Genomic DNA, 19826 nt, shown 5'->3' with positions numbered 1-19826 from the left:
GCTGTCGGTAAAGCGGGACTGCTTCATGGAACCTCCTCGGGAAAGACTACGAGAAAATTCCACCTATGGCGTCAGCTAACTGGCGGGGGGATTACCGAGCTACCGCGATCTGGACGCGCGCAGTGATGCGATCGCGGCCGGGCTGGCGCAGCACGGCATTGTCCGCGGCACGCGCACGGTGGTGATGGTGCGACCGTCGCCGGAGTTCTTCCTGTTGATGTTCGCCCTGTTCAAGGCCGGCGCGGTGCCGGTGCTGGTCGATCCGGGCATCGACAAACGCGCGCTCAAGCAATGCCTGGACGAGGCGCGACCCGAGGCGTTCATCGGCATACCACTGGCGCACATCGCCCGCATCCTGCTGGGCTGGGCGAAGTCCGCCCGCATCCGTATCACCACCGGCGCCCGCGCGTGGCTTGCCGAGGCCACGCTGGCGCAGGTCGAGCGCGAGGGTGCGCAGGCCGGTGCGCAACTGGCCGACACGCAGCCCGACGACGTCGCCGCGATTTTGTTCACCAGCGGCTCGACCGGCGTGCCCAAGGGCGTGGTGTACCGGCACCGGCATTTCGTCGCGCAGGTGGCCATGTTGCGCGACGCGTTCGGCATCGGTGCCGGGGGCGTCGACCTGCCGACGTTCCCGCCGTTTGCGCTGTTCGATCCCGCGCTCGGATTGACCTCGGTGATCCCGGACATGGACCCGACCCGGCCGGCGCGGGCTGATCCGCGCAAACTGCACGACGCCATCGCGCGCTTCGGTGTCGACCAGCTGTTCGGCTCGCCGGCGTTGATGGCAGTGCTGGCCAACTTCGGCGCGCCGCTGCCGGGCGTGAAGCGCGTGACGTCCGCGGGTGCGCCGGTGCCGTCGGACGTGGTCGCGAAGATGCGATCGCTGCTGCCGGAGGACGCGCAGTTCTGGACGCCGTACGGTGCCACCGAATGCCTGCCGGTAGCGGTGATCGAAGGCCGCGAGCTGCAGGCCACGCGCGCGGCCACCGAACACGGTGCCGGCACCTGCGTTGGCCACGCGGTCGCGCCGAATGTCGTGCGCATCATTGCGATCACCGACGCGCCGATCGCGGAGTGGAGCGACGCGGTTGAAGTGGGCGAAGGCGTCGTCGGCGAGATCACGGTCGCTGGCCCCACCGCCACCGACAGCTACTTCAACCGCGACGCGCAGACGGGCGCAGCGAAGATCCGCGAGTGCACCGCCGACGGCGAACGCATCGTGCACCGCATGGGCGATGTCGGTTATGCCGACGCGCAGGGGCGCTTGTGGTTCTGCGGTCGCAAGTCGCACCGTGTCGAAACCGTCGACGGGCCGCTGTACACCGAGCAGGTCGAGCCGGTGTTCAACACACACCGCGCGGTGCGACGCACCGCACTGGTCGGGGTGGGTGCGCTGGGCCGGCAGACGGCAGTGCTGTGCGTGGAACTGGCGGCCGGCGTGCCCGGGCGGGAGTGGCCGCGCATCGAGCGCGAGCTGCGCGCGCTGGGCGCTGCACATGACCACACGGCAGGTGTCGCACACTTCGTCCGGCACCGGGGGTTTCCGGTCGACATCCGCCACAACGCCAAGATCGGTCGTGAAAAACTCGCGGCCTGGGTCGAGAAGAAGGGAGTGCCTGCATGAAGGTCCTGGTCACCGGCGGCGGCGGTTTCCTCGGTCAGGCTCTGTGCCGCGGCCTGCGCGAACGCGGGCACGAAGTGGTCAGCTTCAATCGCGGCCGCTACGCCGCACTCGATGCGATCGGTGTCGCGCAGGTGCAGGGCGACTTGGCCCAGCGCGACGCAGTGATCGCCGCCGCGCAAGGTTGCGAGGCGGTCTTCCACAACGCCGCCAAGGCCGGCGCCTGGGGCAACTACGACAGTTACCACCGCGCCAACGTGGTCGGCACGCAGAACGTCATCGACGCCTGTCGCGCGCGTGCCATCGGCAAGCTGGTCTACACCTCCACGCCCAGCGTCACCCATCGCGCCACCCACCCGGTGGAAGGCGGTACCGCCGACACGGTGCCTTACGGCGAACACCTCAAGGCGCCGTATGCGGCCACCAAGCTGATCGCGGAGAAAGCCGTGCTGGCCGCCAACAGCGCGCAATTGGCCACGGTCGCGCTGCGCCCGCGCCTGATCTGGGGCGTGGGCGACAACCAGTTGCTGCCGCGCCTGGTCGAGCGCGCCCAGGCCGGTCGCCTGCGTTTCGTCGGTGACGGCGAGAACAAGATGGACTCGACCTATGTCGACAATGCCGCGCAAGCGCATTTCGACGCGTTCGCGCACCTCGCGCCGGGCGCCGCGTGTGCCGGGCGCGCCTATTTCATCAGCAACGGCGAGCCCAGGACCGCGCGCGAGACCGTCAACGGCCTGCTCGCAGCGGTCGGCGCGCCGCTGGTGACCCGGACGGTGCCGTTCGCCGTGGCCTACGCCGCGGGCGTGATCTGCGAAGGCCTGTGGCATGCGCTGCCGTTGCGCGGCGAGCCACCGATGACGCGCTTCCTCGCCGAGCAACTGGTGACCACGCACTGGTACGATATGGCGCCGGCTCGGCGCGATTTCGGCTACGTGCCGCGGGTGTCCTTTCAACAAGGGCTCACCCGGCTGCAGGCGGCCTGGGCGCGGCGCGAGACCGGTACCGGCTGACGCAGCGCAAGCGGCCCGGACTGAGCGACAGCCCGGCCGTTGCGTGCTGTGCCGGGTCGGCCCTCGGGGGGAGGCTACAATGCGCCATGCCTGCTCCGACTCCCTCCGCGTTCTCCGCCTTGAAACCGCTGGCCGGGCGCGCGCTCGAGGCCGCGCTCAACCGCGCGCTCGCGCTCGACCCCGAGACCCAGGGCAGCCTGCGCGCGCTCGACGGTCGTCGCGTCGCCCTGCGCGTGGCGTCGCCGCCGCTGGCGTTGCAGGTGCGCGTGGCCGGCGAGCGGCTCGAGGTCGGACCGGTTGATGACACGGTCGAGCCCGACCTGTCGGTGCGCAGCACGCTGGGCGGCCTGATTTCGCAGCTTCCTTTCCTGCGCAACGACGATGCGCCGCCGGTGGGCAAGTTGCGCATCGAGGGCGATGCCGATCTCGCACGGCGCCTGCAGAAGCTGGCCGAGCGTTTCGATCCGGATTGGCAGCAGCCGTTCGCGCAGGTGTTCGGCGACGTGCTCGGCGTGCAGATCGCCAACGCCCTGGCCGGCGGCCTGCGCCATGCGCGCGATGCCGCCGGCGCGTTCGCCGTCAACGCCGCCGAATACGTCACCGAGGAGTCGCGCGACGTGGTGCCGCGCGACGAACTCAATGCCTTTCACGACGATGTCGACGCCCTGCGCGACGACGTCGAGCGCCTGGGCGCCCGCGTCGCCGGTCTGAAGCACGCGACCGCCGCCAGCCGCGCGCCCACGGAGGGCTCCGCATGAGGTCGGCGTTGCGGGCTTGGCGCATCGGTCGGGTATTGCTGCGCTACCGCCTCGATGACCTGCTCGACGACACCCCGGTCGAGCCCTGGCTGAAGCTGGCGCGCCCGTTCGTGCCGCGCGCCTCGGCGCAGATCGCGGCGATGTCGCCGGGCGCGCGCCTGCGTTTGGCGCTGCAGGAGCTGGGGCCGATCTTCGTCAAGTTCGGCCAGATCCTGTCCACGCGTCGCGACCTGGTGCCACCGGACGTGGCGACCGAGCTGGCCTTGCTGCAGGACCGGGTCGCCCCGTTCGACGGACAGGCCGCGCGCGCGATCGTCGAGCGCGCCTTGGCACGTCCGGTCAGCGAGGCGTTCGAGTGGTTCGACACCGAGCCCTTGGCCTCGGCTTCGATTGCGCAGGTGCACGCGGCGGTGCTGTCCGGTGGGCGCGAGGTCGTGGTCAAGGTGCTGCGTCCGGACATCGAAAAGCAGATCGCCGGCGACATCGCCCTGCTGAAGACGATTGCCGGCGTGGTCGACCGCACTCACCCCAGTGCCGACAAGATCCGCCCGCGCGAGATCGTCAACGAGATCGAGAACACGCTCGCCGCCGAACTCGACCTGCAGCGCGAGGGCGGCAATGCCAGCGTGCTGCGCCGGTTCTGGCTCGACAGCGACGACCTGTACGTGCCGGAAGTGATCTGGTCGCACACCGCCGAGCGCGCGCTGACACTGGAGCGCGTGCGCGGCATCCCGTCCGACGACATCGCCGCGCTCGACGCCGCCGGCATCGACCGTCACGCACTCGCCGCCAAGGGCGTGCGCGTGTTCTACACCCAGGTGTTCCGCGACAACTTCTTCCACGCCGATGCGCACGCCGGCAACATCTGGGTCGACAGCGACCCGGCGCGGCGCAGCAATCCGCGCTTCATCGCGCTCGATTTCGGCATCATGGGCCAGCTCTCCGACGAGGATCAGTACTACCTCGCCGAGAACTTCATGGCGATCTTCAACCGCGACTACCGCCGCATCGCCGAACTGCACGTGCAGGCCGGCTGGATGCCGGCGCACATCCGCATCGATGAACTCGAGGCGGCGACGCGTTCGGTGTGCGAGCCGTACTTCACTCGGCCGCTCAGCGAGATCTCGCTGGCCGAAGTGCTGATCAAGCTGTTCCGCACCGCGCAGCGCTACGAACTGACGTTGCAGCCGCAACTCATCCTGCTGCAGAAGACCCTGCTCAACATCGAAGGCGTCGGTCGCCTGCTCGATCCCAAGCTCGACATCTGGGCGGTGGCGCGGCCGGTGCTTTCGAGGATCCTGGTCGAGCGCTACAGCCCGCAGCGCCTGGTCAGTGAGTTCCGCAAGCGCCTGCCCGAATTCGTCACCCACGCGCCGGAGATGCCGCACCTGTTGCACGCCTGGCTGACGCAGCAGGTTGAAGGCAGGCATGAACTGAGCCTGCGCTCGCGCGATTTGAGCGAACTCACCCATGTCGTGAAGGACGCGCATCGCCGCACCGTGGCCGCGATCCTCGGCACCGGCCTGCTGATCGTGGCCGCAGTGCTGTACGGCCTGGAAGCCGGCGGCCCGCGCGTGTGGTCGGTGCCAGCCTCGGCCTGGATCGCCGGGCTGGGCGGGATCTGGGCGCTGCTCGCGGCGTGGCCACGGCGGCGCTGAGTCATGGACCTGCCTGAAGCCGTCGCGCCGCTGCCGGCGCTGGACGTGCTGTACCTCGATGACGTGCTGGCGGTGGTCAACAAGCCGGCCGGGCTGATGGTGCACGACAGCGCACTGGCGCGCGGCGAAACCGATTTCGCCGCCGACCGCCTGCGCGAACAGTTCGGAAAACCCATTTTCCTGGTGCACCGGCTTGACCGGGCCACCAGCGGCTGCCTGTTGCTCGCATTCGATCGCGACACCGCGTCGGCGCTGGGCAAGGTGCTGATGTCGCGCGAGGTCGAGAAAGACTACTGGGCGGTGTGCCGCGGCTGGCCCGATGAAGCCTTCACGGTCGACCACGACCTCGACGGCGGGCCCGGCAAGTCGCTGAAGAAACCGGCATTGACCCGCTTCACCCGGCTGGCGACGTGCGAACTGGCGTTGCCGTCGGCCGGGTTCGAGACCTCACGTTATGCGCTGCTGCGCGCGCAGCCCGAGACCGGCCGCTTCCGCCAGATCCGCCGCCACCTCAAGCACATCTCGCATCACCTGATCGGCGACACCAGCCACGGCGACGGCCGCCACAACCGCCAGTTCCGCATGCTCGGCGTGCACCGCATGCTGCTGCACGCGCAGCGGCTGGCGTTCGTGCATCCGCGCAGCGGCGCGCGCGTGGAAGTGCATGCGCCGCTGGATGCGGAGTTCGCGCGGGCGCTGGCGTTGTTCGGTGACGTGCCCGCGCCGTCGCCGGCGATCATGCCCGACGTACCGGCACGGCAAGGGCAATAGCGAGCGCCCGCAGCATCTGCGGCCTTCAGGCGATGATCTGCGAGTGCCCCGCCCCCTACAATCGCGGCATGCTGCAGATCACCGACACATTGACGATTCCCGATGCCGAGCTGGTCGAGCGCTTCGTGCGTTCGGCCGGGCCGGGCGGGCAGAACGTCAACAAGGTCGCGACCGCGGTCGAGCTGCGCTTCGACCTGGCCGGATCAAAGTCGCTGCCCGAGCCGGTGCGCGCGCGCCTGCTGGCCAAGCGCGACCGTCGCATCACCGACGACGGCGTGCTGGTGCTCAGCGCGCAGCGTTTCCGCACCCAGGAGCGCAACCGCGAGGACGCGCGTGAACGGTTGGCGGCGTTCATCACCTCCGGCCTGGCCGCGCCCAAGCCCCGGGTGGCGACCAAGCCCACGCGCGGATCGAAAGAGCGCCGACTGGGCGCCAAGCGCGAACGCAGCACGGTCAAGCGCAACCGCGCGACCCGGGACTGGGATTGATCCACGGCGGGATGGTCAGCGCCGAGTACGCGCCCGATGCGGCAGGGATTGATCCGCCCGCCACGATCAAGCAAGGTCGCACGACACCGCCCGCCGGGATCCGCGAAGAGGACGCATGACCACACCCGCCACCGACGACCTCGTGCTGCCGCTGCCACCGAACGCGCCACGGGTGCGGCCCAATGCCTTCACCCGTTGGCTCGGCCGCACCCTCCTGCGTCTGGGTGGCTGGCGCATGGTCGGCGAGTTTCCGGACATCCCCAAGCTGGTGTTGATCGGCGCACCGCATTCGTCCAACTGGGACGGGATCTGGGGCTTGCTGGTGAAGATGGCGCTCGGCCTGGACATCAAGATCCTCGGCAAGGATGCGCTGTTCAAGGTGCCGGTGATGGCGCACTTCCTGCACCGGTTGGGGGTGATCCCGATCGACCGCAGTGCCGCCCACGGCGTGGTGGGACAGATGACCGCGACGATCCGTGACGCGGACCGGCTGTGGCTCGGGATCGCGCCGGAAGGCACGCGCAGGAAGGTCGAGCGCTGGAAGACCGGCTTCTGGAAGATCGCCCACGGCGCCAACGTGCCGGTGCTGCCGGCCTATTTCCATTACCCCGACAAGGTCATCGGCATCGGCCCGCCGTTCCACCTGAGCGACGACATGGCCGCCGACATTACCCGCATCCGTGCCTGGTACCGGCCGTGGAAGGGCAAGAACCACGACGTGTAGGGCGGGTTTCAACCCGCCGCTTTCCAGGCTGCCGGTGGGCGGGACGCGCGTGTGCTTCCAAACAGCGGCGGGTTGAAACCCGGCCTACCGGTCCGACTGGCCGGTGGCGTCGTAGTCGCCGCGCTCGAACAGCGCCGGCTGGATCAGTTCGGTGAAGGCCCGCGCCTGCGGTGACAAATACTTGCCCTTGCGCACCACCACGCCGTAGCTGCGCGAGGGGAAGTACTCGGCCAGTGAACGCGCCGCCAGGCGCTCGCGGTCGGCCTCGGTCAGGCAGATCGCGGTGACGATGCTGATCCCCAGGCCCATCGCCACGTACTGCTTGATCACCTCCCAGCCGCCGACCTCGAGCGCGACCGTGTACGGGACGCGGTTCTGCTGGAACACCAGGTCGACCATGCGGTAAGTGGTCAGGCGCTGCGGCGGCAGGATCAGGCCGTACGGCGACAGGTCCTGCAGGCTCAGGTCGGGCTTGCTCGCCAGCGGGTGGTCACGCGGCGTGATCAGCATCGGCTCGAACCGGTACACCGGCGCGTAGCTGAGGTCGCCGGGCACGTCGAGCATCGACCCCACGGCCAGGTCGACCGCGTCCGAGCGCAGCAGGTCGAGGCCGCCGGCGCCGGTGACGTTGTGCAGGCTCAGGCGCACCTCGGGGTGGGCGGCGCGGAAGGCTTCGACGATCTTCGGCAGCAGGTAGAGGATGGTCGAGCTGCCGGCGGCGACGTTGAGCTCGCCCGCGTCGAGCCCGCGTATGCGCTCGCGGAACACCCCGTCGAGCCCGTCCAGGCCCTCGACCAGTGGCCGGGCCAGCTCGTACAGCTCCTGGCCCTCGCGGGTCAGGGCCAGGCGACGGCCGCTGCGTTCGAGCAGGCGCGCCCCCAGTTCGCGTTCCAGTGCCTGCAACTGCAGGGTCACGGCCGGCTGACTCAGGTACAGCGCCTCGGCCGCGCGCGACACCGAGCCCAGCCGCGCGGTCTGGCAGAACGCCCGCAAGGGCTTCAGGCGGTCGCCTTTGTAGGCAAAGCGGGGGCTGCTGGCGGGGGTCCGGGGCAATCGGTTTCAATGTGTATAAGTTTTACAAATGATATGCATTGAAAAAACTTGATTGTCAAATACCACACGTGTCCGCATGGTGCTTCGCAAGCCGTAAGGCGAATTACAGACGGGAGCATGGGCATGTCGGCAGTGGTGTCACGAGTGCAGGACCTGGGCGGCGGTACGCCGGAGCGAATCGAGCTGGGCGCGCACGTCCCCGGCCAGGAGCAGCTGCTGACCCCGGCCGCGCTGGCGTTCCTGATCGGCTTGCACCGGCGCTTCGAGCCGGCCCGCCAGGCCCGCCTGGCCGCCCGCCGCGAGCGCCAGCGGTTTTTCGATGCCGGCGGCCTGCCGGACTTCCGCGCCGACACCGCCGCGATCCGCGCCGGCGACTGGCAGGTCGCGCCGCTGCCGGCCGCGCTGCTCGACCGCCGCGTCGAGATCACCGGCCCGGTCGACCCGAAGATGGTCATCAACGCGCTGAACTCGGGCGCCAACTGCTTCATGGCCGACTTCGAGGACAGCACCGCGCCGACCTGGGGCAACCTGATCACCGGTCAGCGCGCGCTGAAACAGGCCGTTGCCGGCACGCTGGAGTTCACCGCGCCGGCCGCCAACGGCACGCCCGGCAAGCACTACGCGCTGAAGCCGTTCGCGCAGCAGGCCGTACTGATGGTGCGGCCGCGCGGCTGGCACCTGGACGAGAAGCACGTGCGGGTCGACGGCGCGCCGATGTCCGCCAGCCTGTTCGACCTGGGCCTGTTCGCTTTCCACAACGCGGGGGCGCTGACGACGTTCGACCGCGGACCCTATTTCTATCTGCCCAAGCTGCAATCGATGGAAGAAGCGCAGCTGTGGAACGACGTGCTCGATCACGTCGAGCAGGCATTGCACCTCACGCCCGGCCAGATCAAGGTCACCGTGCTGATCGAGACGTTGCCGGCGGTATTCGAGATGGACGAGATCCTGCACGCGCTGCGCACGCGCATCGCCGGGCTCAACTGCGGCCGCTGGGACTACGTGTTCTCGTACATCAAGACCTTCCGCAAGCACCGCGACAAGGTGCTGCCCGAGCGCGGCCAGGTGACGATGACGCAGCCGTTCCTGCGTGCGTATTCGGAGCTGCTGATCCAGACCTGCCACCGTCGCGGCGCGCATGCGATGGGCGGCATGGCCGCGCAGATCCCGATCAGCGGCGATGACGCAGCCAATGAAACCGCGATGGCCAAGGTCCGCGCCGACAAGCTGCGCGAGGTCACCGCCGGCCACGACGGCACTTGGGTCGCGCACCCGGCGCTGATTCCGCTGGCGCGCGAGATCTTCGACGAGCGCATGCCCACGCCGAACCAGCGCCATGTGCTGCGCGAGGACGTGCTGGTGGTGCAGGCCGACCTGATCAAACCCTCGCTTGGCACGATCACCCGCGCCGGTTTCGAGGGCAACGTCGAGGTCTGCGTGCGTTACCTCGCGGCCTGGCTCGACGGCAACGGCTGCGTGCCGATCCATTGGCTGATGGAAGACGCCGCCACCGCCGAGATCGCGCGCACCCAGCTGTGGCAGTGGCTGCACAGCGATGGATTGCACCTCGACGACGGCACGCAAGTCGACTTCGCCCTGCTCGAACGCGCCTTGATCGGCCTGCCGAGCAAGTTGGCCGACCGCATGAAGCTGCCCGGCGCCAGCCGCATCAACGAGGCGATCGGGATGCTCGACCGCCTCACTCACGCCGATGACCTGGCCGAATTCCTGACCCTGCCCGCGTACGCGCGCCTTGATTGAGACGAGACGCAAAACACCGCCCCTGCCTCTGCCGTTGTTGTTGCTGTTGTTCGTCATTCCCGCGAAGGCTGGAATCCAGTGCCTCGGTTCTTGCATGTGCCAGGCAACGGCGAAAGACGCTGGATTCCCGCTTTCGCGGGAATGACGGAATCGAATCCCCAGACCATCCAACAAATACTCAACAGGATCCGCCGCCATGACCGCACTGCCGAACGCCGACCAACTCCGCCACGACTGGGCCAGCAACCCGCGTTGGGCCGGCATCACCCGTCCGTATTCGGCCGAAGATGTGGTGCGCCTGCGCGGCACCGTGCCGGTCGAGCACACCATCGCCAAGCTCGGTGCGGCCAAGCTGTGGAACTTGCTGCACACGCAGGATTTCGTCAACGCGCTCGGCGCGCTGACCGGCAACCAGGCCATGCAGCAGGTCAAGGCCGGGCTCAAGGCGATCTACCTGAGTGGCTGGCAGGTCGCCGCCGACGCCAACATCGCCGGCGAGATGTACCCGGACCAGTCGTTGTACCCGGCCAACTCGGTGCCGCAGGTCGTGCGCCGCATCAACAACACGCTGCTGCGCGCCGACCAGATCCAGTGCGCCGAAGGCACCGGCGAGATCGACTTCCTGCAGCCGATCGTGGCCGACGCCGAGGCCGGCTTCGGCGGCGTGCTCAATGCGTTCGAGTTGATGAAGGGCATGATCGAGGCCGGCGCCTCGGGCGTGCACTTCGAGGACCAGCTCGCCTCGGTCAAGAAGTGCGGCCACATGGGTGGCAAGGTGCTGGTGCCGACGCGCGAAGCCGTGGAAAAGCTGGTCGCCGCGCGCCTGGCCGCCGACGTCATGGGCGTGCCGACGCTGATCGTCGCGCGCACCGACGCCGAGGCCGCCGACCTGCTGACCGCCGACATCGACCCCAACGACCAGCCGTTCACCACCGGCGAGCGCACCACCGAGGGCTTCTACAAGACCAAGAACGGCCTCGACCAGGCGATCAGCCGCGGCCTGGCCTACGCGCCGTACGCCGACCTGGTCTGGTGCGAGACCGGCAAGCCCGACCTGGAGTTCGCGCGCAAGTTTGCCGAGGCGATCCACGCCAAGTTCCCCGGCAAGCTGCTCGCCTACAACTGCTCGCCGAGCTTCAACTGGAAGAAGAACCTCGACGACGCCACCATCGCCCGGTTCCAGAAGGAAATCGCGAGCTACGGTTACAAGTTCCAGTTCATCACCCTGGCCGGTTTCCACAGCCTCAACTACGGCATGTTCAACCTGGCCCACGGTTACGCGCGCCGCCAGATGAGCGCCTTCGTCGAGCTGCAGGAGGCCGAGTTCGCCGCCGCCGATCGCGGTTTCACCGCGGTCAAGCACCAGCGTGAGGTCGGCACCGGCTACTTCGATGCGGTGACCCAGACCATCCAGGGCGGCCAGTCCTCGACCGTCGCGCTCAAGGGCTCGACCGAAGAGGAGCAGTTCCACGACAAGGTGGCGGCCTGAGTGCCCGCAGGACGGGAGCCGGGGTCATCAAGTCCCGGCGCCCGGCCGCCTTTGCGATTAGCACATGACAATATTTCTGGCTAGTACTATGTTTGGCTTCATTTTTTACGAAGCCAAGGGGCAATGTCATGCGCAGTATGTTGTTGCTGTTGCTTGCGATGTGTTCGGCTGTGGCCGCGGCGTCCGAGCGCGAGCCGCCAGTGATCCCCGACATCCTGCAGAACCAGGAACAGATCCGCGACGACGCCAAGGCCGGTGAAGGCATCTACAAGGACATGCCCGAGCGCACGCGCGACGACCTGCTCTCACGGTCGACGCAGTTGAGCACCCTGCTGGAAGGCAAGCAGTGGACCGAGCTGAACGACGAGCAGCAGATCGAGGTCTTCAATTCGCTGGAGTGGATCAACGCGGCGGTGATGAAGGCCGAGGACGAACGCCTCGTATGCGAACAGAAAAAGCGGCCCGGCAGCAACCTGACCTTCAAGGTCTGCAAAACCGTTGCAATGCGGCGCAGGGAGAGCGAGGGCGCGAAGAAGATGGTCGACTCGCTCGGGCAGTGCACTGTCGGCAGCGTCTGCGGCCGCGGACAATAAATTCGGACCGCCCTAGGCGGTAGAGGCAGCCGAGGGCGGCTTGGCCGCCCTGCATCGGTTCCTGCGTTAGCTTCCCTGTTCAGGTGCTATCCTCCTGCTTCTCCACGGACCGGGGGTCGTGGGATGAACCGCGATAACGCAGGGCCGGCCTCGGTCTGCGAATTAACCAAATCTGGCAGTCCCAGCGCGGCGCCGTCCGATGTGGCGACGGCCGTGCTTACCGATGCCGAATACGAACTGTTCGCCGAGCTCGGGCGGCCGCGCCGTGTCGATGCCGGCCAGGTGCTGTTCCGTCGTGGCGAACTCGGTACCACCTTGTTCGTGATCGCGCGCGGTGCAATCGATCTCGACTTTGGCGAGGATCTCGTCAGCAAGCGTCTGGGGCCCTGCGAATTCTTTGGCGAACTCGGCCTGTTGATCGGCGACCACGCCCGCAGCGCCGATGCCATCGCCGCCAGCGACGGCCTGCTGATCGAGTTGCGTCATGAGGAATTCGAACGCCTGGTCGAGCGCGATCCCGGCTTGACCTCGCACTTCCTGCGTCGCGCGATCCTGCGCGTTGTGCTCAACGAGCAGGGCCTGATCCGGCGTCTGCGTCGTCGCAACCAGGACCTGCAGGCCGCGCTCGACAGCCTGTACGCGACCACGCACCAGCTCAACCAGACCGAAGAGCTGATCCGCACCGACGAACTCACCGGCCTCTACAACCGTCGCGGCCTGACCTTGCACCTGCAGGAATGCCGCACGATCGGTGCGGTGCAGGGCATGGGCCTGCTGCTGATCGACTGCGACCGCTTCAAGCAGGTCAACGACGAGCACGGCCACCTGGCCGGTGATCGCGTACTGCAAAGCGTGGCCAGCATCCTGCGTTCGGTGGTCGGCCCCGACGACATCGCCTGCCGTCTCGGTGGCGACGAGTTCTGCCTGCTGGTGTCGGCCGGGCACCGCGATGACGTGATGCGTTTCGCCGAGTTCATCGTCACCACGGCGCAGGGTCTGATGCACGTACCGCGCCATGGCGATGCGGTGCAGCCGCCACTGATCTGCCCGGTCAGTGTGGGCGCCTGCCTGGTCGACCTGGGGGCGGACTGGAACGACTGGTACGCTCGCGCCGACGCTGCGCTCTATCAGGCCAAGCGCTCGGGCGGTAACCGAGCGCAGTGGCAGGATGCGGGACTGGTGCCGGTCTGAGCGCACATGCAGATGGAGGCCTCACGATGAACGAGATGAGTCACCGCGCCCCCGTCGATGTGCCGCAACTGCGCACGCTGCTGCTGACCGACCTGTGCGACTCGACCTCGCTGGTCGAACGCCTCGGTGACGGGCCCGCCGCCGAGCTGTTCCGCGAGCATGATCGGCTGGTGCTGAAGTTGCAGCAGCAATGGCGCGGGCGACTGATCGATCGCTCGGACGGGCTGCTGCTGCTGTTCGAGCGTCCGATCGATGGCCTCGGTTTCGCGCTCGATTACGTGCGCGGCCTGCGCGAGCTCGGAAAATCGCGCAAGCTTGAGCTGAAGGCCCGCGCCGGCCTGCACGTCGGCGAAGTGCTGACCTGGCGCAACAGCGACGAGGCCGTGAGGGTCGGTGCCAAGCCGCTCGAAGTCGAAGGTCTGGCCAAGCCGATGGCCGCGCGCCTGATGGCAATGGCGCGGCCTGGGCAGATCCTGCTCTCGGCCGTGGCCGAACCGCTCGCCCACCGCGCCGCGCGCGAACTCGGCGAACGCGGTCAGCACCTGCTGTGGAAGTCGCACGGCCGCTGGCGCTTCAAGGGCGTGCCCGACGCGCAGCACATCTACGAAGTCGGCGAGCCCGGCATCGCCCCGCTGCGTGCGCCGCCCAACACGGCCAAGGTCTGGCGCGACATCCCGTTGTGGCGCCGCCCGGCGGCTTTGGCGGCCGAGGTGGCGGTGCTGGCCGTGATCGGCGTCGGCGTGTGGTTCATGACCCGGCCGCAGCCGGCCATCGCCTTCAACCAGCGTGACTGGGTGGTGGTGGCGGACCTGCGCAACCTGACCGGCCAGGCGGTGCTCGACGATTCACTGGAGCAGGCGTTTCGCATCAGCCTGGAACAGTCGCGGTACGTCAACGTGCTCAGCGACCTGAAGGCCCGTGACACGCTTGCACGGATGCAGCGCAAGCCCGACACCGTGCTCGATCGCACCATCGCTTCCGAGATTGCGCTGCGTGACGGCGCGCGCGCGGTGATCCTGCCGACGGTGGCGGAAGTCGGCGGCCGCGTGCGTGTCAGCGCCGAGGTGATCGATCCGCATACGCAAACCACGGTATTCGCCGAGACGGCTGACGGCACTGGTGCGGTCTCGGCGCTGGGTTCGATCGATACCGTTACCGCTGCATTGCGCGAAAAGCTGGGCGAGGCGATCCAGGCAATCGAACAGGATTCCAAGCCGCTGCCCCAGGTCACCACGCGGAATCTGGATGCGTTGAAAGCCTATGCATTGGGTAATCAGGCGATTGCACAACGGCTCTATGACGAGGCTGCGCAGTATTTCGAGGCCGCGGTCCGGCTGGATGCGAAGTTCGCGCTGGCCCATGTCGGACTGGTGCGCATCCATGCCTCGGATGTCGACTGGAAGCGTGCCAGGCTTTATCTGGATCGGGCCCTGCAGGCGAAGGAACATCTGACCCGCAGGGACCTGCTGTACCTGGACGCCTGGGAAGCCGAATTGGGCCCGCGATCGGACCTGCTGGCGCCGGCCAAGTGGAAGATGCTGGCCACGATGTATCCGGATTTCCATGCGGGTCACTACAACTATGCATGGGGCTCTTTCTATGCCAGTCGCTTCGACGAGGCGCTGAAGCATGCGCGCGCGGCGGCGGCTCCGCAGAACCCATTGCGAAGTCGCAGTCATGAATTGATTGGCCGGGTGTACCTGGCCCAAGGGCAGCACGCCGAGGCCCTGGTGGAGCTGAAGCGGGCTGAGGCCATCGGGGCATACGGTCCCAGCCGGCGGCGTGCCGCCGCGCTGGCCGCCATGAAGCGATTCGACGAGGCCGAAGCGGTGCTCGCCAGCATGCCGCCTTCGCCATTGCGCGGCATCTCCCTGACCAACCAGCTCGAATCCATCGCGATCCTGGTTGACCAGGGTCGACTGGATGCGGCAGCAGACCGGTCGCGCCGTGCCGCGACCGAGGCCGGAGAGCACAGCCGGCTGCTGGCCACCGAATTTGCGCTTATCCGGGAAACCGTGGATCACCTGCGCGGGAAGCGCGTCCTGGGCTCGACCGGAGAGGTGTATAGACGTGCCCTGGAGGGCGTGCGGGACGTCAACAATGACGTGGACCGTGAAGAGCAGGCATTCATCGCACTGTCGGCGGCCTATCTGGCGCAACGAGGCGGTGATGCGACGCTGGGGCAGCAGGCCATTCGGGATTTTGCCCCTCTCGTGGCCGGGCTCGGTGACCCCAACACCTCCAGTCTTTACGTCATCGTGCAGGCTGGGCAAGCCCGCCTCGCAAAGCAGCCGCAGGCGGCCATCGATCTGCTCAAGGCAGAACTGGACGGCAGCGAGCTGTTCCAGCTCCATGTTGCGCTTCGGGATGCATATGCCGCTGCGGGACAGGGCGACGAAGTTGCCCGGCAGGCGGATTGGCTGCAATCACACCGGGGTCTTGCCTACATCGAGGCTGCAGGCTCGCAGGTCTTGCAGGCGATGAACGTCTCGGATACGGCGCTGCGTTCCCGCTGATGGTGCTTGCCGTGACGCAGCGCGTGCAGGGCTGATCACCGCCGCGGACCCGGCAGGGCGGTGCCCTGCCGGAGATGCGCGTCAGGCGAGATGGTCGATGTTGCCTGCGTCGAAGCGGTGTGGATCGGTATGCGAGCCCTTGGAGGTCAAGGTTTCGCGCAGCGTGTCACGGGCACCGCCGATCTGTTCCTTCGAGGCAATCTCGACCGTGGTCATGCACGCAAATGCATTGGACGAGTAGTCGCCCCCGCTGGCCATGAGGTCCAGTGCCGGGACATGGCCGGCCTGGGCCAAGGCGGCGGTAGGATCACGCTGGAAAAGATCGCGGAAGTCGTCGTCGGAACTCAGCAGGTCGAGCAGCTTGTCGGCCACGTCGGTTTCCAGCGGTTGATGGGACGGAATCTTGTTGGCAGTCATGGCGAATCCCCTGGCAAGGCCGAATGGTCGGCAGCCGAGCCTACGCCAGTCCCTCGATCTGTCGCAATCTGTCCCAAGGACTGCCGTGAGGCGGTCACCCAACGTCCCGGTGAGGAAGTGCATGCGCGTGCGTCGTTGTTCATTGCTGTTCCTGGAGCCCCGGGAGGAGGTGGCCTTCAGCCTCGACTCCCTCTGCCAGGGGGGTGCTGGGCTGCAGCGCAGCCAGCGCTGGCTGGCGATTGCCCCGCATCTTGAGGAGGACATGGAAGTGACTGTGGCAGAGCGTGAGCTTCTCGGTATGGTCAGCCCAAGCGAGTGGGTCCAGCGCGACACGCTCTCCCTGGACGCCGACCGTCTGGTCGCGCTCGGCTTACTGGTGAGCGATCAGCCCGAACAAGCCGCCAACCGTGAGCGTGATGAGTCGCTGCGGGCAGCGCACTGGTGGCCTGCCGCGGCACTGATGCACCGGCGCAGTCGCTGGCAGGGCATCGACAGTGCGGCGGCAATGGAGCGCAACGGCACGGTGACTGCGGCCGACCTGCGGCACAAGCTGGGTCCGCCTCCGCCACCTGTGCTGGTGCGCAATTCCGGATCGCCCAGACTCGAGCTCTCGCGAGAGCCGCAGGATGAGTTCGATGCGTTGCTGTCGCGACGCACCACCTGTCGCAATTTCAACTCTGCACGGGCACTGCCGCGTGTGTTGTTCTCGCGCATGTTGCAGCGTGTCTTCGCCGCCCAGGCCTTGGTCAAGATCGAGGAAGACACTGCATTCCTCAAGCGAACCAGCCCGTCTTCGGGATGCTTGCACTCCATTGGCGCCTACCTGTTGGTGCAGCACGTTGAAGACATGGCGCCGGGGCTCTACCACTACCACCCCTTGGACCATGCCCTTGAGCCGATGCAGGGCCCGCCGCAACCGCTCGCTGAATTGGCGACACGGCTTTTGGCGGGGCAATATTGGTTCGCCAATGCACATGTCCTGGTGATGCTGGCCGCGCGGTACACGCGTGGTTTCTGGAAATACCGCCAGCACGCCAAGGCGTATCGCGCCGTCCTGCTCGACATCGGTCATTTGTCACAGACGCTCTATCTTTCTGCCACTGATCTGGGATTGGGGGCGTTCGTGACTTCGGCCGTAAACGAGATCGATATCGAACAGGCATTGGGGCTGGACCCCTTGGCCGAAGGTCCCCTGGCGGTATGCGGCTTCGGCTGGCGGGGGCCGCGAATGGAGACCAGCGAATTCGACCCGCTGGGTCGCGTGTGGCCGCGCAACGCTTGAAGAACCAGGTGCATGTCCATCCATTGTGGCAATGCTGCAGTCGCGATGATCCTGGTGTGTGGTCAGGTGGCGATGCAGTTACCTCGATCGGCACGTCGATAGCCGATCGCTTCGGTCAGGTGCGCGGTAAGGATCTGCGGTCGCTCGTCGAGGTCGGCGATGGTGCGGGCGACGCGCAGGATGCGGTGCATCGAGCGCGCCGACAGCTGCAGGGCGTCGACCGCGCGCTCGAGCAGGGCCTGGTCGGGCGCGCTGAGGCGGCAGGTGGTCATGGTCTCGGCCTGGCCCAGTTGCGCGTTGGGCTTGCCGGTTCGGCTGTGTTGCAGTTCGCGTGCCTGCACGACACGGGCGCGGACCGCGCTCGTGCACTCCCCGTCGGGCGCGTCGGGGCGCAATTCGGTCGGTGGCAGACGCGGCACTTCGACGTGCAGGTCGATGCGGTCGAGCAGGGGACCGGAGATGCGCGCGCGGTAGCGGCGGATCGCCTCGTCGCCGCAGCGGCAACGGCCGCTGGCGTCGCCGGCCCAGCCGCAGGGGCAGGGGTTCATGGCCGCCACCAACTGGAAGCGGGCCGGGAATTCCGCGCTGCGCGCCGCCCGCGACACGGTGACCACGCCGGATTCGAGCGGCTCGCGTAATACCTCGAGTGCTCGCCGGTCCCACTCGGGCAACTCGTCCAGAAACAGCACGCCGCGATGCGCCAGCGAGATTTCGCCCGGGCGCGGTTCGGAACCGCCGCCGACCAGGGCGACGGCGCTGGCGGTGTGGTGCGGGGCGCGGAACGGGCGCTCGCGCCAGCGCATCGGGTCGAGGCCGCGGCCACTGACCGAGGCGATCGCGGCCGATTCCAGTGCCTCCGCTTCCGAGGATTCCGGCAGCAGGCCAGGCAGGCGCGAGGCGAGCAGGGTCTTGCCGCAGCCGGGTGGGCCGATCAGCAACAGGTGGTGACCGCCAGCAGCGGCAATCTCAAGCGCGCGGCGGGCCTGGGCCTGTCCGCGCACGTCGGACAGGTCCGGGCCGTGCGCGGGCAATGGCGGCACGGCCTCGGCCCGCGGCAGCGCCTTGCGGCCGTCGAGCATGGCGCAGACCTCGAGCAGGGTGCGCGCCGTGCAGGCTTCGACCTGGCTGGACAGCGCCGCCTCGGCACCGTTGCCGGCCGGCACGATCAGCCGGCGTCCGGCCTGGGCCGTCGCCAGCGCGGCCGGCAGCACGCCGTCGACGGCGCGCAGCTCGCCGGTAAGGCCGAGTTCGCCGAGAAACTCGTACTCGTTCAGGGCCTGCAGCGGGATCTGCCCACTCGCGGCGAGGATGCCGAGCGCGATCGGCAGGTCAAAGCGGCCGCCGTCCTTGGGCAGGTCGGCCGGCGCCAGATTGACCGTGATACGCCGTGCCGGGAATTCAAACTGGGCGCACTGGATCGCCGCACGCACGCGGTCCTTGGCCTCGCGCACGGCGGCCTCGGGCAGGCCGACGATCGACATGGCCGGCAGGCCGCCGCCCAGGTGGACCTCGACCCGCACCGCGGGCGCGTGCACGCCCGATCGCGCACGGCTGTGCACGAGCGCCAGGTTCATGGCGGTGTCGGCTTAGTGGCGCGGACTGCCGAGCTGAGTTTCCAGCTCGGCGACGGTGCGTTGCAGCTCGTCCAGTTTCTCGCGCGTGCGCAGCAGCACCGCGCGCTGCACCTCGAACTCCTCGCGGGTGACGAGGTCGAGCTTGGCCAGGCCGGACTGCAGCACCGCCTTGAAGTTCTGCTGCAGCTCTTCGCGACTTTCGCGCAGACCCGGCGGGACCAGGGTGCTGAGGCGGCGGGCGAGGTCGTCGATGTGGTTGAGGTCGATCATGAGGGCATCCTTCGGCAGTGGGGGCAGCTTGGCGAACTGTCCGGGCCGTCGCCGTCGGTGGCGGCCGTGTTGCACTGTCGGGAAAATCTTAAAGCACGTGGGCGATCACTGTAGCGCACGACCGGCGTGGCGGCGTGACCTTCGCGTTATCCTCGCGCGGGAAAAACGGACCTTACCGGAGACGATGCAATGAAGATGGTCATGGCGGTGATCAAGCCGTTCAAGCTCGATGACGTGCGCGAGGCGCTGGCCGAGGCTGGCGTGGCCGGCATCACCGCGACCGAGGTCAAGGGCTTCGGTCGGCAGAAGGGGCACACCGAGCTCTACCGCGGCGCCGAATACGTGGTCGACTTCCTGCCCAAGATCAAGCTCGAGGTGGCCGTTACCGACGACCAGGCCGAGGCCGTGGTCGAAGCGATCATGAAGGCCGCCGGCACCGGCAAGATCGGTGACGGCAAGATCTTCGTCTGGGACCTGGAGCGGGCGGTGCGGATCCGCACGGGCGAGATGGATGGGGATGCGTTGTAGCCAGAAAGATTTCCGGAAAGATTTCCCAATTTCGGGGGCCGTACGTGAAGTCCAGAGGGTTAAGCACGCCACGCGGCCATCGCGAGCGGTGAAGCCATCCAGTCGATCTGATCGACGCG

Annotated in this window: 17 protein-coding genes and 1 pseudogene; 14 read left to right on the top strand and 4 right to left on the bottom strand. The window is 67.8% G+C overall.

Annotated elements, in window-relative coordinates:
- Positions 1 to 97: 97 nt before the first annotated feature.
- The 7 genes and pseudogenes from oleC to ACFOLC_RS15505 all read left to right on the top strand — a co-directional run.
- Positions 98 to 1627, top strand: a pseudogene (gene oleC / locus ACFOLC_RS15535) (olefin beta-lactone synthetase); the annotation flags it as partial.
- Positions 1624 to 2634 carry a 2-alkyl-3-oxoalkanoate reductase gene (gene oleD, locus ACFOLC_RS15530; RefSeq protein WP_386760175.1) on the top strand — a complete coding sequence of 337 codons (1011 nt, stop codon included), beginning with the start codon at positions 1624 to 1626 and terminating at the stop codon, positions 2632 to 2634. The pseudogene oleC and the gene oleD, both read left to right, overlap by 4 nt.
- 86 nt (positions 2635 to 2720) lie before the next feature.
- Entirely contained in the window at positions 2721 to 3392 is a 672-nt protein-coding gene (locus ACFOLC_RS15525) for a ubiquinone biosynthesis accessory factor UbiJ (protein ID WP_386760174.1), read from the top strand.
- Positions 3389 to 5050: a ubiquinone biosynthesis regulatory protein kinase UbiB gene (gene ubiB, locus ACFOLC_RS15520; RefSeq protein ID WP_386760173.1), complete on the top strand. Its 1662-nt coding sequence runs from the start codon at positions 3389 to 3391 to the stop codon at positions 5048 to 5050. Before ACFOLC_RS15525 ends, ubiB begins: the two co-directional genes overlap by 4 nt.
- Positions 5051 to 5053: 3 nt before the next feature.
- Complete coding sequence (locus ACFOLC_RS15515) at positions 5054 to 5821, top strand: pseudouridine synthase (RefSeq protein ID WP_386760172.1); 768 nt, start codon at positions 5054 to 5056, stop codon at positions 5819 to 5821.
- Between the two features lie 68 nt (positions 5822 to 5889).
- Entirely contained in the window at positions 5890 to 6309 is a 420-nt protein-coding gene (arfB, locus tag ACFOLC_RS15510; protein ID WP_386760171.1) for an alternative ribosome rescue aminoacyl-tRNA hydrolase ArfB, read from the top strand.
- Between the two features lie 115 nt (positions 6310 to 6424).
- On the top strand, positions 6425 to 7033 hold the full coding sequence (locus ACFOLC_RS15505; RefSeq protein WP_386760170.1) for a lysophospholipid acyltransferase family protein: 609 nt from the start codon (positions 6425 to 6427) through the stop codon (positions 7031 to 7033).
- Between the two features lie 84 nt (positions 7034 to 7117).
- Here the strand turns inward: ACFOLC_RS15505 and ACFOLC_RS15500 are convergent, their stop codons facing one another.
- A complete protein-coding gene (locus ACFOLC_RS15500) occupies positions 7118 to 8086 on the bottom strand; it encodes a LysR family transcriptional regulator (protein ID WP_386760169.1) in 969 nt (322 codons plus the stop codon).
- Between the two features lie 123 nt (positions 8087 to 8209).
- Here ACFOLC_RS15500 and aceB point away from each other — a divergent pair, with 123 nt between their 5' ends.
- The 5 genes from aceB (at position 8210) to ACFOLC_RS15475 (ending at position 15636) form a co-directional block, all read left to right on the top strand.
- Positions 8210 to 9847: a malate synthase A gene (gene aceB / locus ACFOLC_RS15495; RefSeq protein ID WP_386760168.1), complete on the top strand. Its 1638-nt coding sequence runs from the start codon at positions 8210 to 8212 to the stop codon at positions 9845 to 9847.
- Positions 9848 to 10043: 196 nt separating this feature from the next.
- Positions 10044 to 11336, top strand: coding sequence for an isocitrate lyase (gene aceA, locus ACFOLC_RS15490; RefSeq protein ID WP_386760167.1), 1293 nt, complete (start codon positions 10044 to 10046; stop codon positions 11334 to 11336).
- Positions 11337 to 11464: 128 nt separating this feature from the next.
- Entirely contained in the window at positions 11465 to 11929 is a 465-nt protein-coding gene (locus ACFOLC_RS15485; RefSeq protein WP_386760166.1) for a hypothetical protein, read from the top strand.
- Between the two features lie 123 nt (positions 11930 to 12052).
- Positions 12053 to 13120 (top strand): GGDEF domain-containing protein, encoded by a 1068-nt coding sequence (locus tag ACFOLC_RS15480; RefSeq protein WP_386760165.1) that lies wholly within the window; start codon positions 12053 to 12055, stop codon positions 13118 to 13120.
- Between the two features lie 26 nt (positions 13121 to 13146).
- The gene (locus tag ACFOLC_RS15475; protein ID WP_386760164.1) at positions 13147 to 15636 is read left to right on the top strand and encodes a putative peptide modification system cyclase; all 2490 of its coding nucleotides are present in this window, start codon (positions 13147 to 13149) and stop codon (positions 15634 to 15636) included.
- 81 nt (positions 15637 to 15717) lie between these two features.
- On the opposite strand, the gene ACFOLC_RS15470 is transcribed toward ACFOLC_RS15475, so the two are convergent.
- Complete coding sequence (locus tag ACFOLC_RS15470; RefSeq protein WP_386760163.1) at positions 15718 to 16053, bottom strand: NHLP-related RiPP peptide; 336 nt, start codon at positions 16051 to 16053, stop codon at positions 15718 to 15720.
- Between the two features lie 121 nt (positions 16054 to 16174).
- Between ACFOLC_RS15470 and ACFOLC_RS15465 the strand changes: the two genes are divergently transcribed.
- A complete protein-coding gene (locus tag ACFOLC_RS15465; protein ID WP_386760162.1) occupies positions 16175 to 17335 on the top strand; it encodes a putative peptide maturation dehydrogenase in 1161 nt (386 codons plus the stop codon).
- 62 nt (positions 17336 to 17397) lie between these two features.
- Here the strand turns inward: ACFOLC_RS15465 and ACFOLC_RS15460 are convergent, their stop codons facing one another.
- On the bottom strand, positions 17398 to 18909 hold the full coding sequence (locus ACFOLC_RS15460; RefSeq protein ID WP_386760161.1) for a YifB family Mg chelatase-like AAA ATPase: 1512 nt from the start codon (positions 18907 to 18909) through the stop codon (positions 17398 to 17400).
- A 12-nt stretch (positions 18910 to 18921) separates the two neighbouring features.
- Positions 18922 to 19179, bottom strand: coding sequence for a ubiquinone biosynthesis accessory factor UbiK (gene ubiK / locus ACFOLC_RS15455; protein ID WP_386760160.1), 258 nt, complete (start codon positions 19177 to 19179; stop codon positions 18922 to 18924).
- A gap of 189 nt (positions 19180 to 19368) precedes the next feature.
- On the opposite strand from ubiK, the gene ACFOLC_RS15450 reads away from it, so the two are divergent.
- Complete coding sequence (locus ACFOLC_RS15450; RefSeq protein WP_386760159.1) at positions 19369 to 19707, top strand: P-II family nitrogen regulator; 339 nt, start codon at positions 19369 to 19371, stop codon at positions 19705 to 19707.
- Positions 19708 to 19826: the final 119 nt, after the last annotated feature.

This window comes from Lysobacter cavernae (assembly GCF_042648505.1).
GTDB lineage: Bacteria > Pseudomonadota > Gammaproteobacteria > Xanthomonadales > Xanthomonadaceae > Lysobacter_L > Lysobacter_L cavernae.
This window is presented reverse-complemented; position numbering and strand designations above follow the sequence as displayed.

What these genes read in the sequence shown, in the direction of transcription:
- oleD (WP_386760175.1), top strand. Translation starts at nt 1,624, where the DNA reads ATGAAGGTCCTGGTCACCGGCGGCGGCGGTTTCCTCGGTCAGGCTCTG.
- ACFOLC_RS15525 (WP_386760174.1), top strand. Translation starts at nt 2,721, where the DNA reads ATGCCTGCTCCGACTCCCTCCGCGTTCTCCGCCTTGAAACCGCTGGCC.
- ubiB (WP_386760173.1), top strand. Translation starts at nt 3,389, where the DNA reads ATGAGGTCGGCGTTGCGGGCTTGGCGCATCGGTCGGGTATTGCTGCGC.
- ACFOLC_RS15515 (WP_386760172.1), top strand. Translation starts at nt 5,054, where the DNA reads ATGGACCTGCCTGAAGCCGTCGCGCCGCTGCCGGCGCTGGACGTGCTG.
- arfB (WP_386760171.1), top strand. Translation starts at nt 5,890, where the DNA reads ATGCTGCAGATCACCGACACATTGACGATTCCCGATGCCGAGCTGGTC.
- ACFOLC_RS15505 (WP_386760170.1), top strand. Translation starts at nt 6,425, where the DNA reads ATGACCACACCCGCCACCGACGACCTCGTGCTGCCGCTGCCACCGAAC.
- aceB (WP_386760168.1), top strand. Translation starts at nt 8,210, where the DNA reads ATGTCGGCAGTGGTGTCACGAGTGCAGGACCTGGGCGGCGGTACGCCG.
- aceA (WP_386760167.1), top strand. Translation starts at nt 10,044, where the DNA reads ATGACCGCACTGCCGAACGCCGACCAACTCCGCCACGACTGGGCCAGC.
- ACFOLC_RS15485 (WP_386760166.1), top strand. Translation starts at nt 11,465, where the DNA reads ATGCGCAGTATGTTGTTGCTGTTGCTTGCGATGTGTTCGGCTGTGGCC.
- ACFOLC_RS15480 (WP_386760165.1), top strand. Translation starts at nt 12,053, where the DNA reads ATGAACCGCGATAACGCAGGGCCGGCCTCGGTCTGCGAATTAACCAAA.
- ACFOLC_RS15475 (WP_386760164.1), top strand. Translation starts at nt 13,147, where the DNA reads ATGAACGAGATGAGTCACCGCGCCCCCGTCGATGTGCCGCAACTGCGC.
- ACFOLC_RS15470 (WP_386760163.1), bottom strand. Translation starts at nt 16,053, where the DNA reads ATGACTGCCAACAAGATTCCGTCCCATCAACCGCTGGAAACCGACGTG.
- ACFOLC_RS15465 (WP_386760162.1), top strand. Translation starts at nt 16,175, where the DNA reads ATGCGCGTGCGTCGTTGTTCATTGCTGTTCCTGGAGCCCCGGGAGGAG.
- ACFOLC_RS15460 (WP_386760161.1), bottom strand. Translation starts at nt 18,909, where the DNA reads ATGAACCTGGCGCTCGTGCACAGCCGTGCGCGATCGGGCGTGCACGCG.
- ubiK (WP_386760160.1), bottom strand. Translation starts at nt 19,179, where the DNA reads ATGATCGACCTCAACCACATCGACGACCTCGCCCGCCGCCTCAGCACC.
- ACFOLC_RS15450 (WP_386760159.1), top strand. Translation starts at nt 19,369, where the DNA reads ATGAAGATGGTCATGGCGGTGATCAAGCCGTTCAAGCTCGATGACGTG.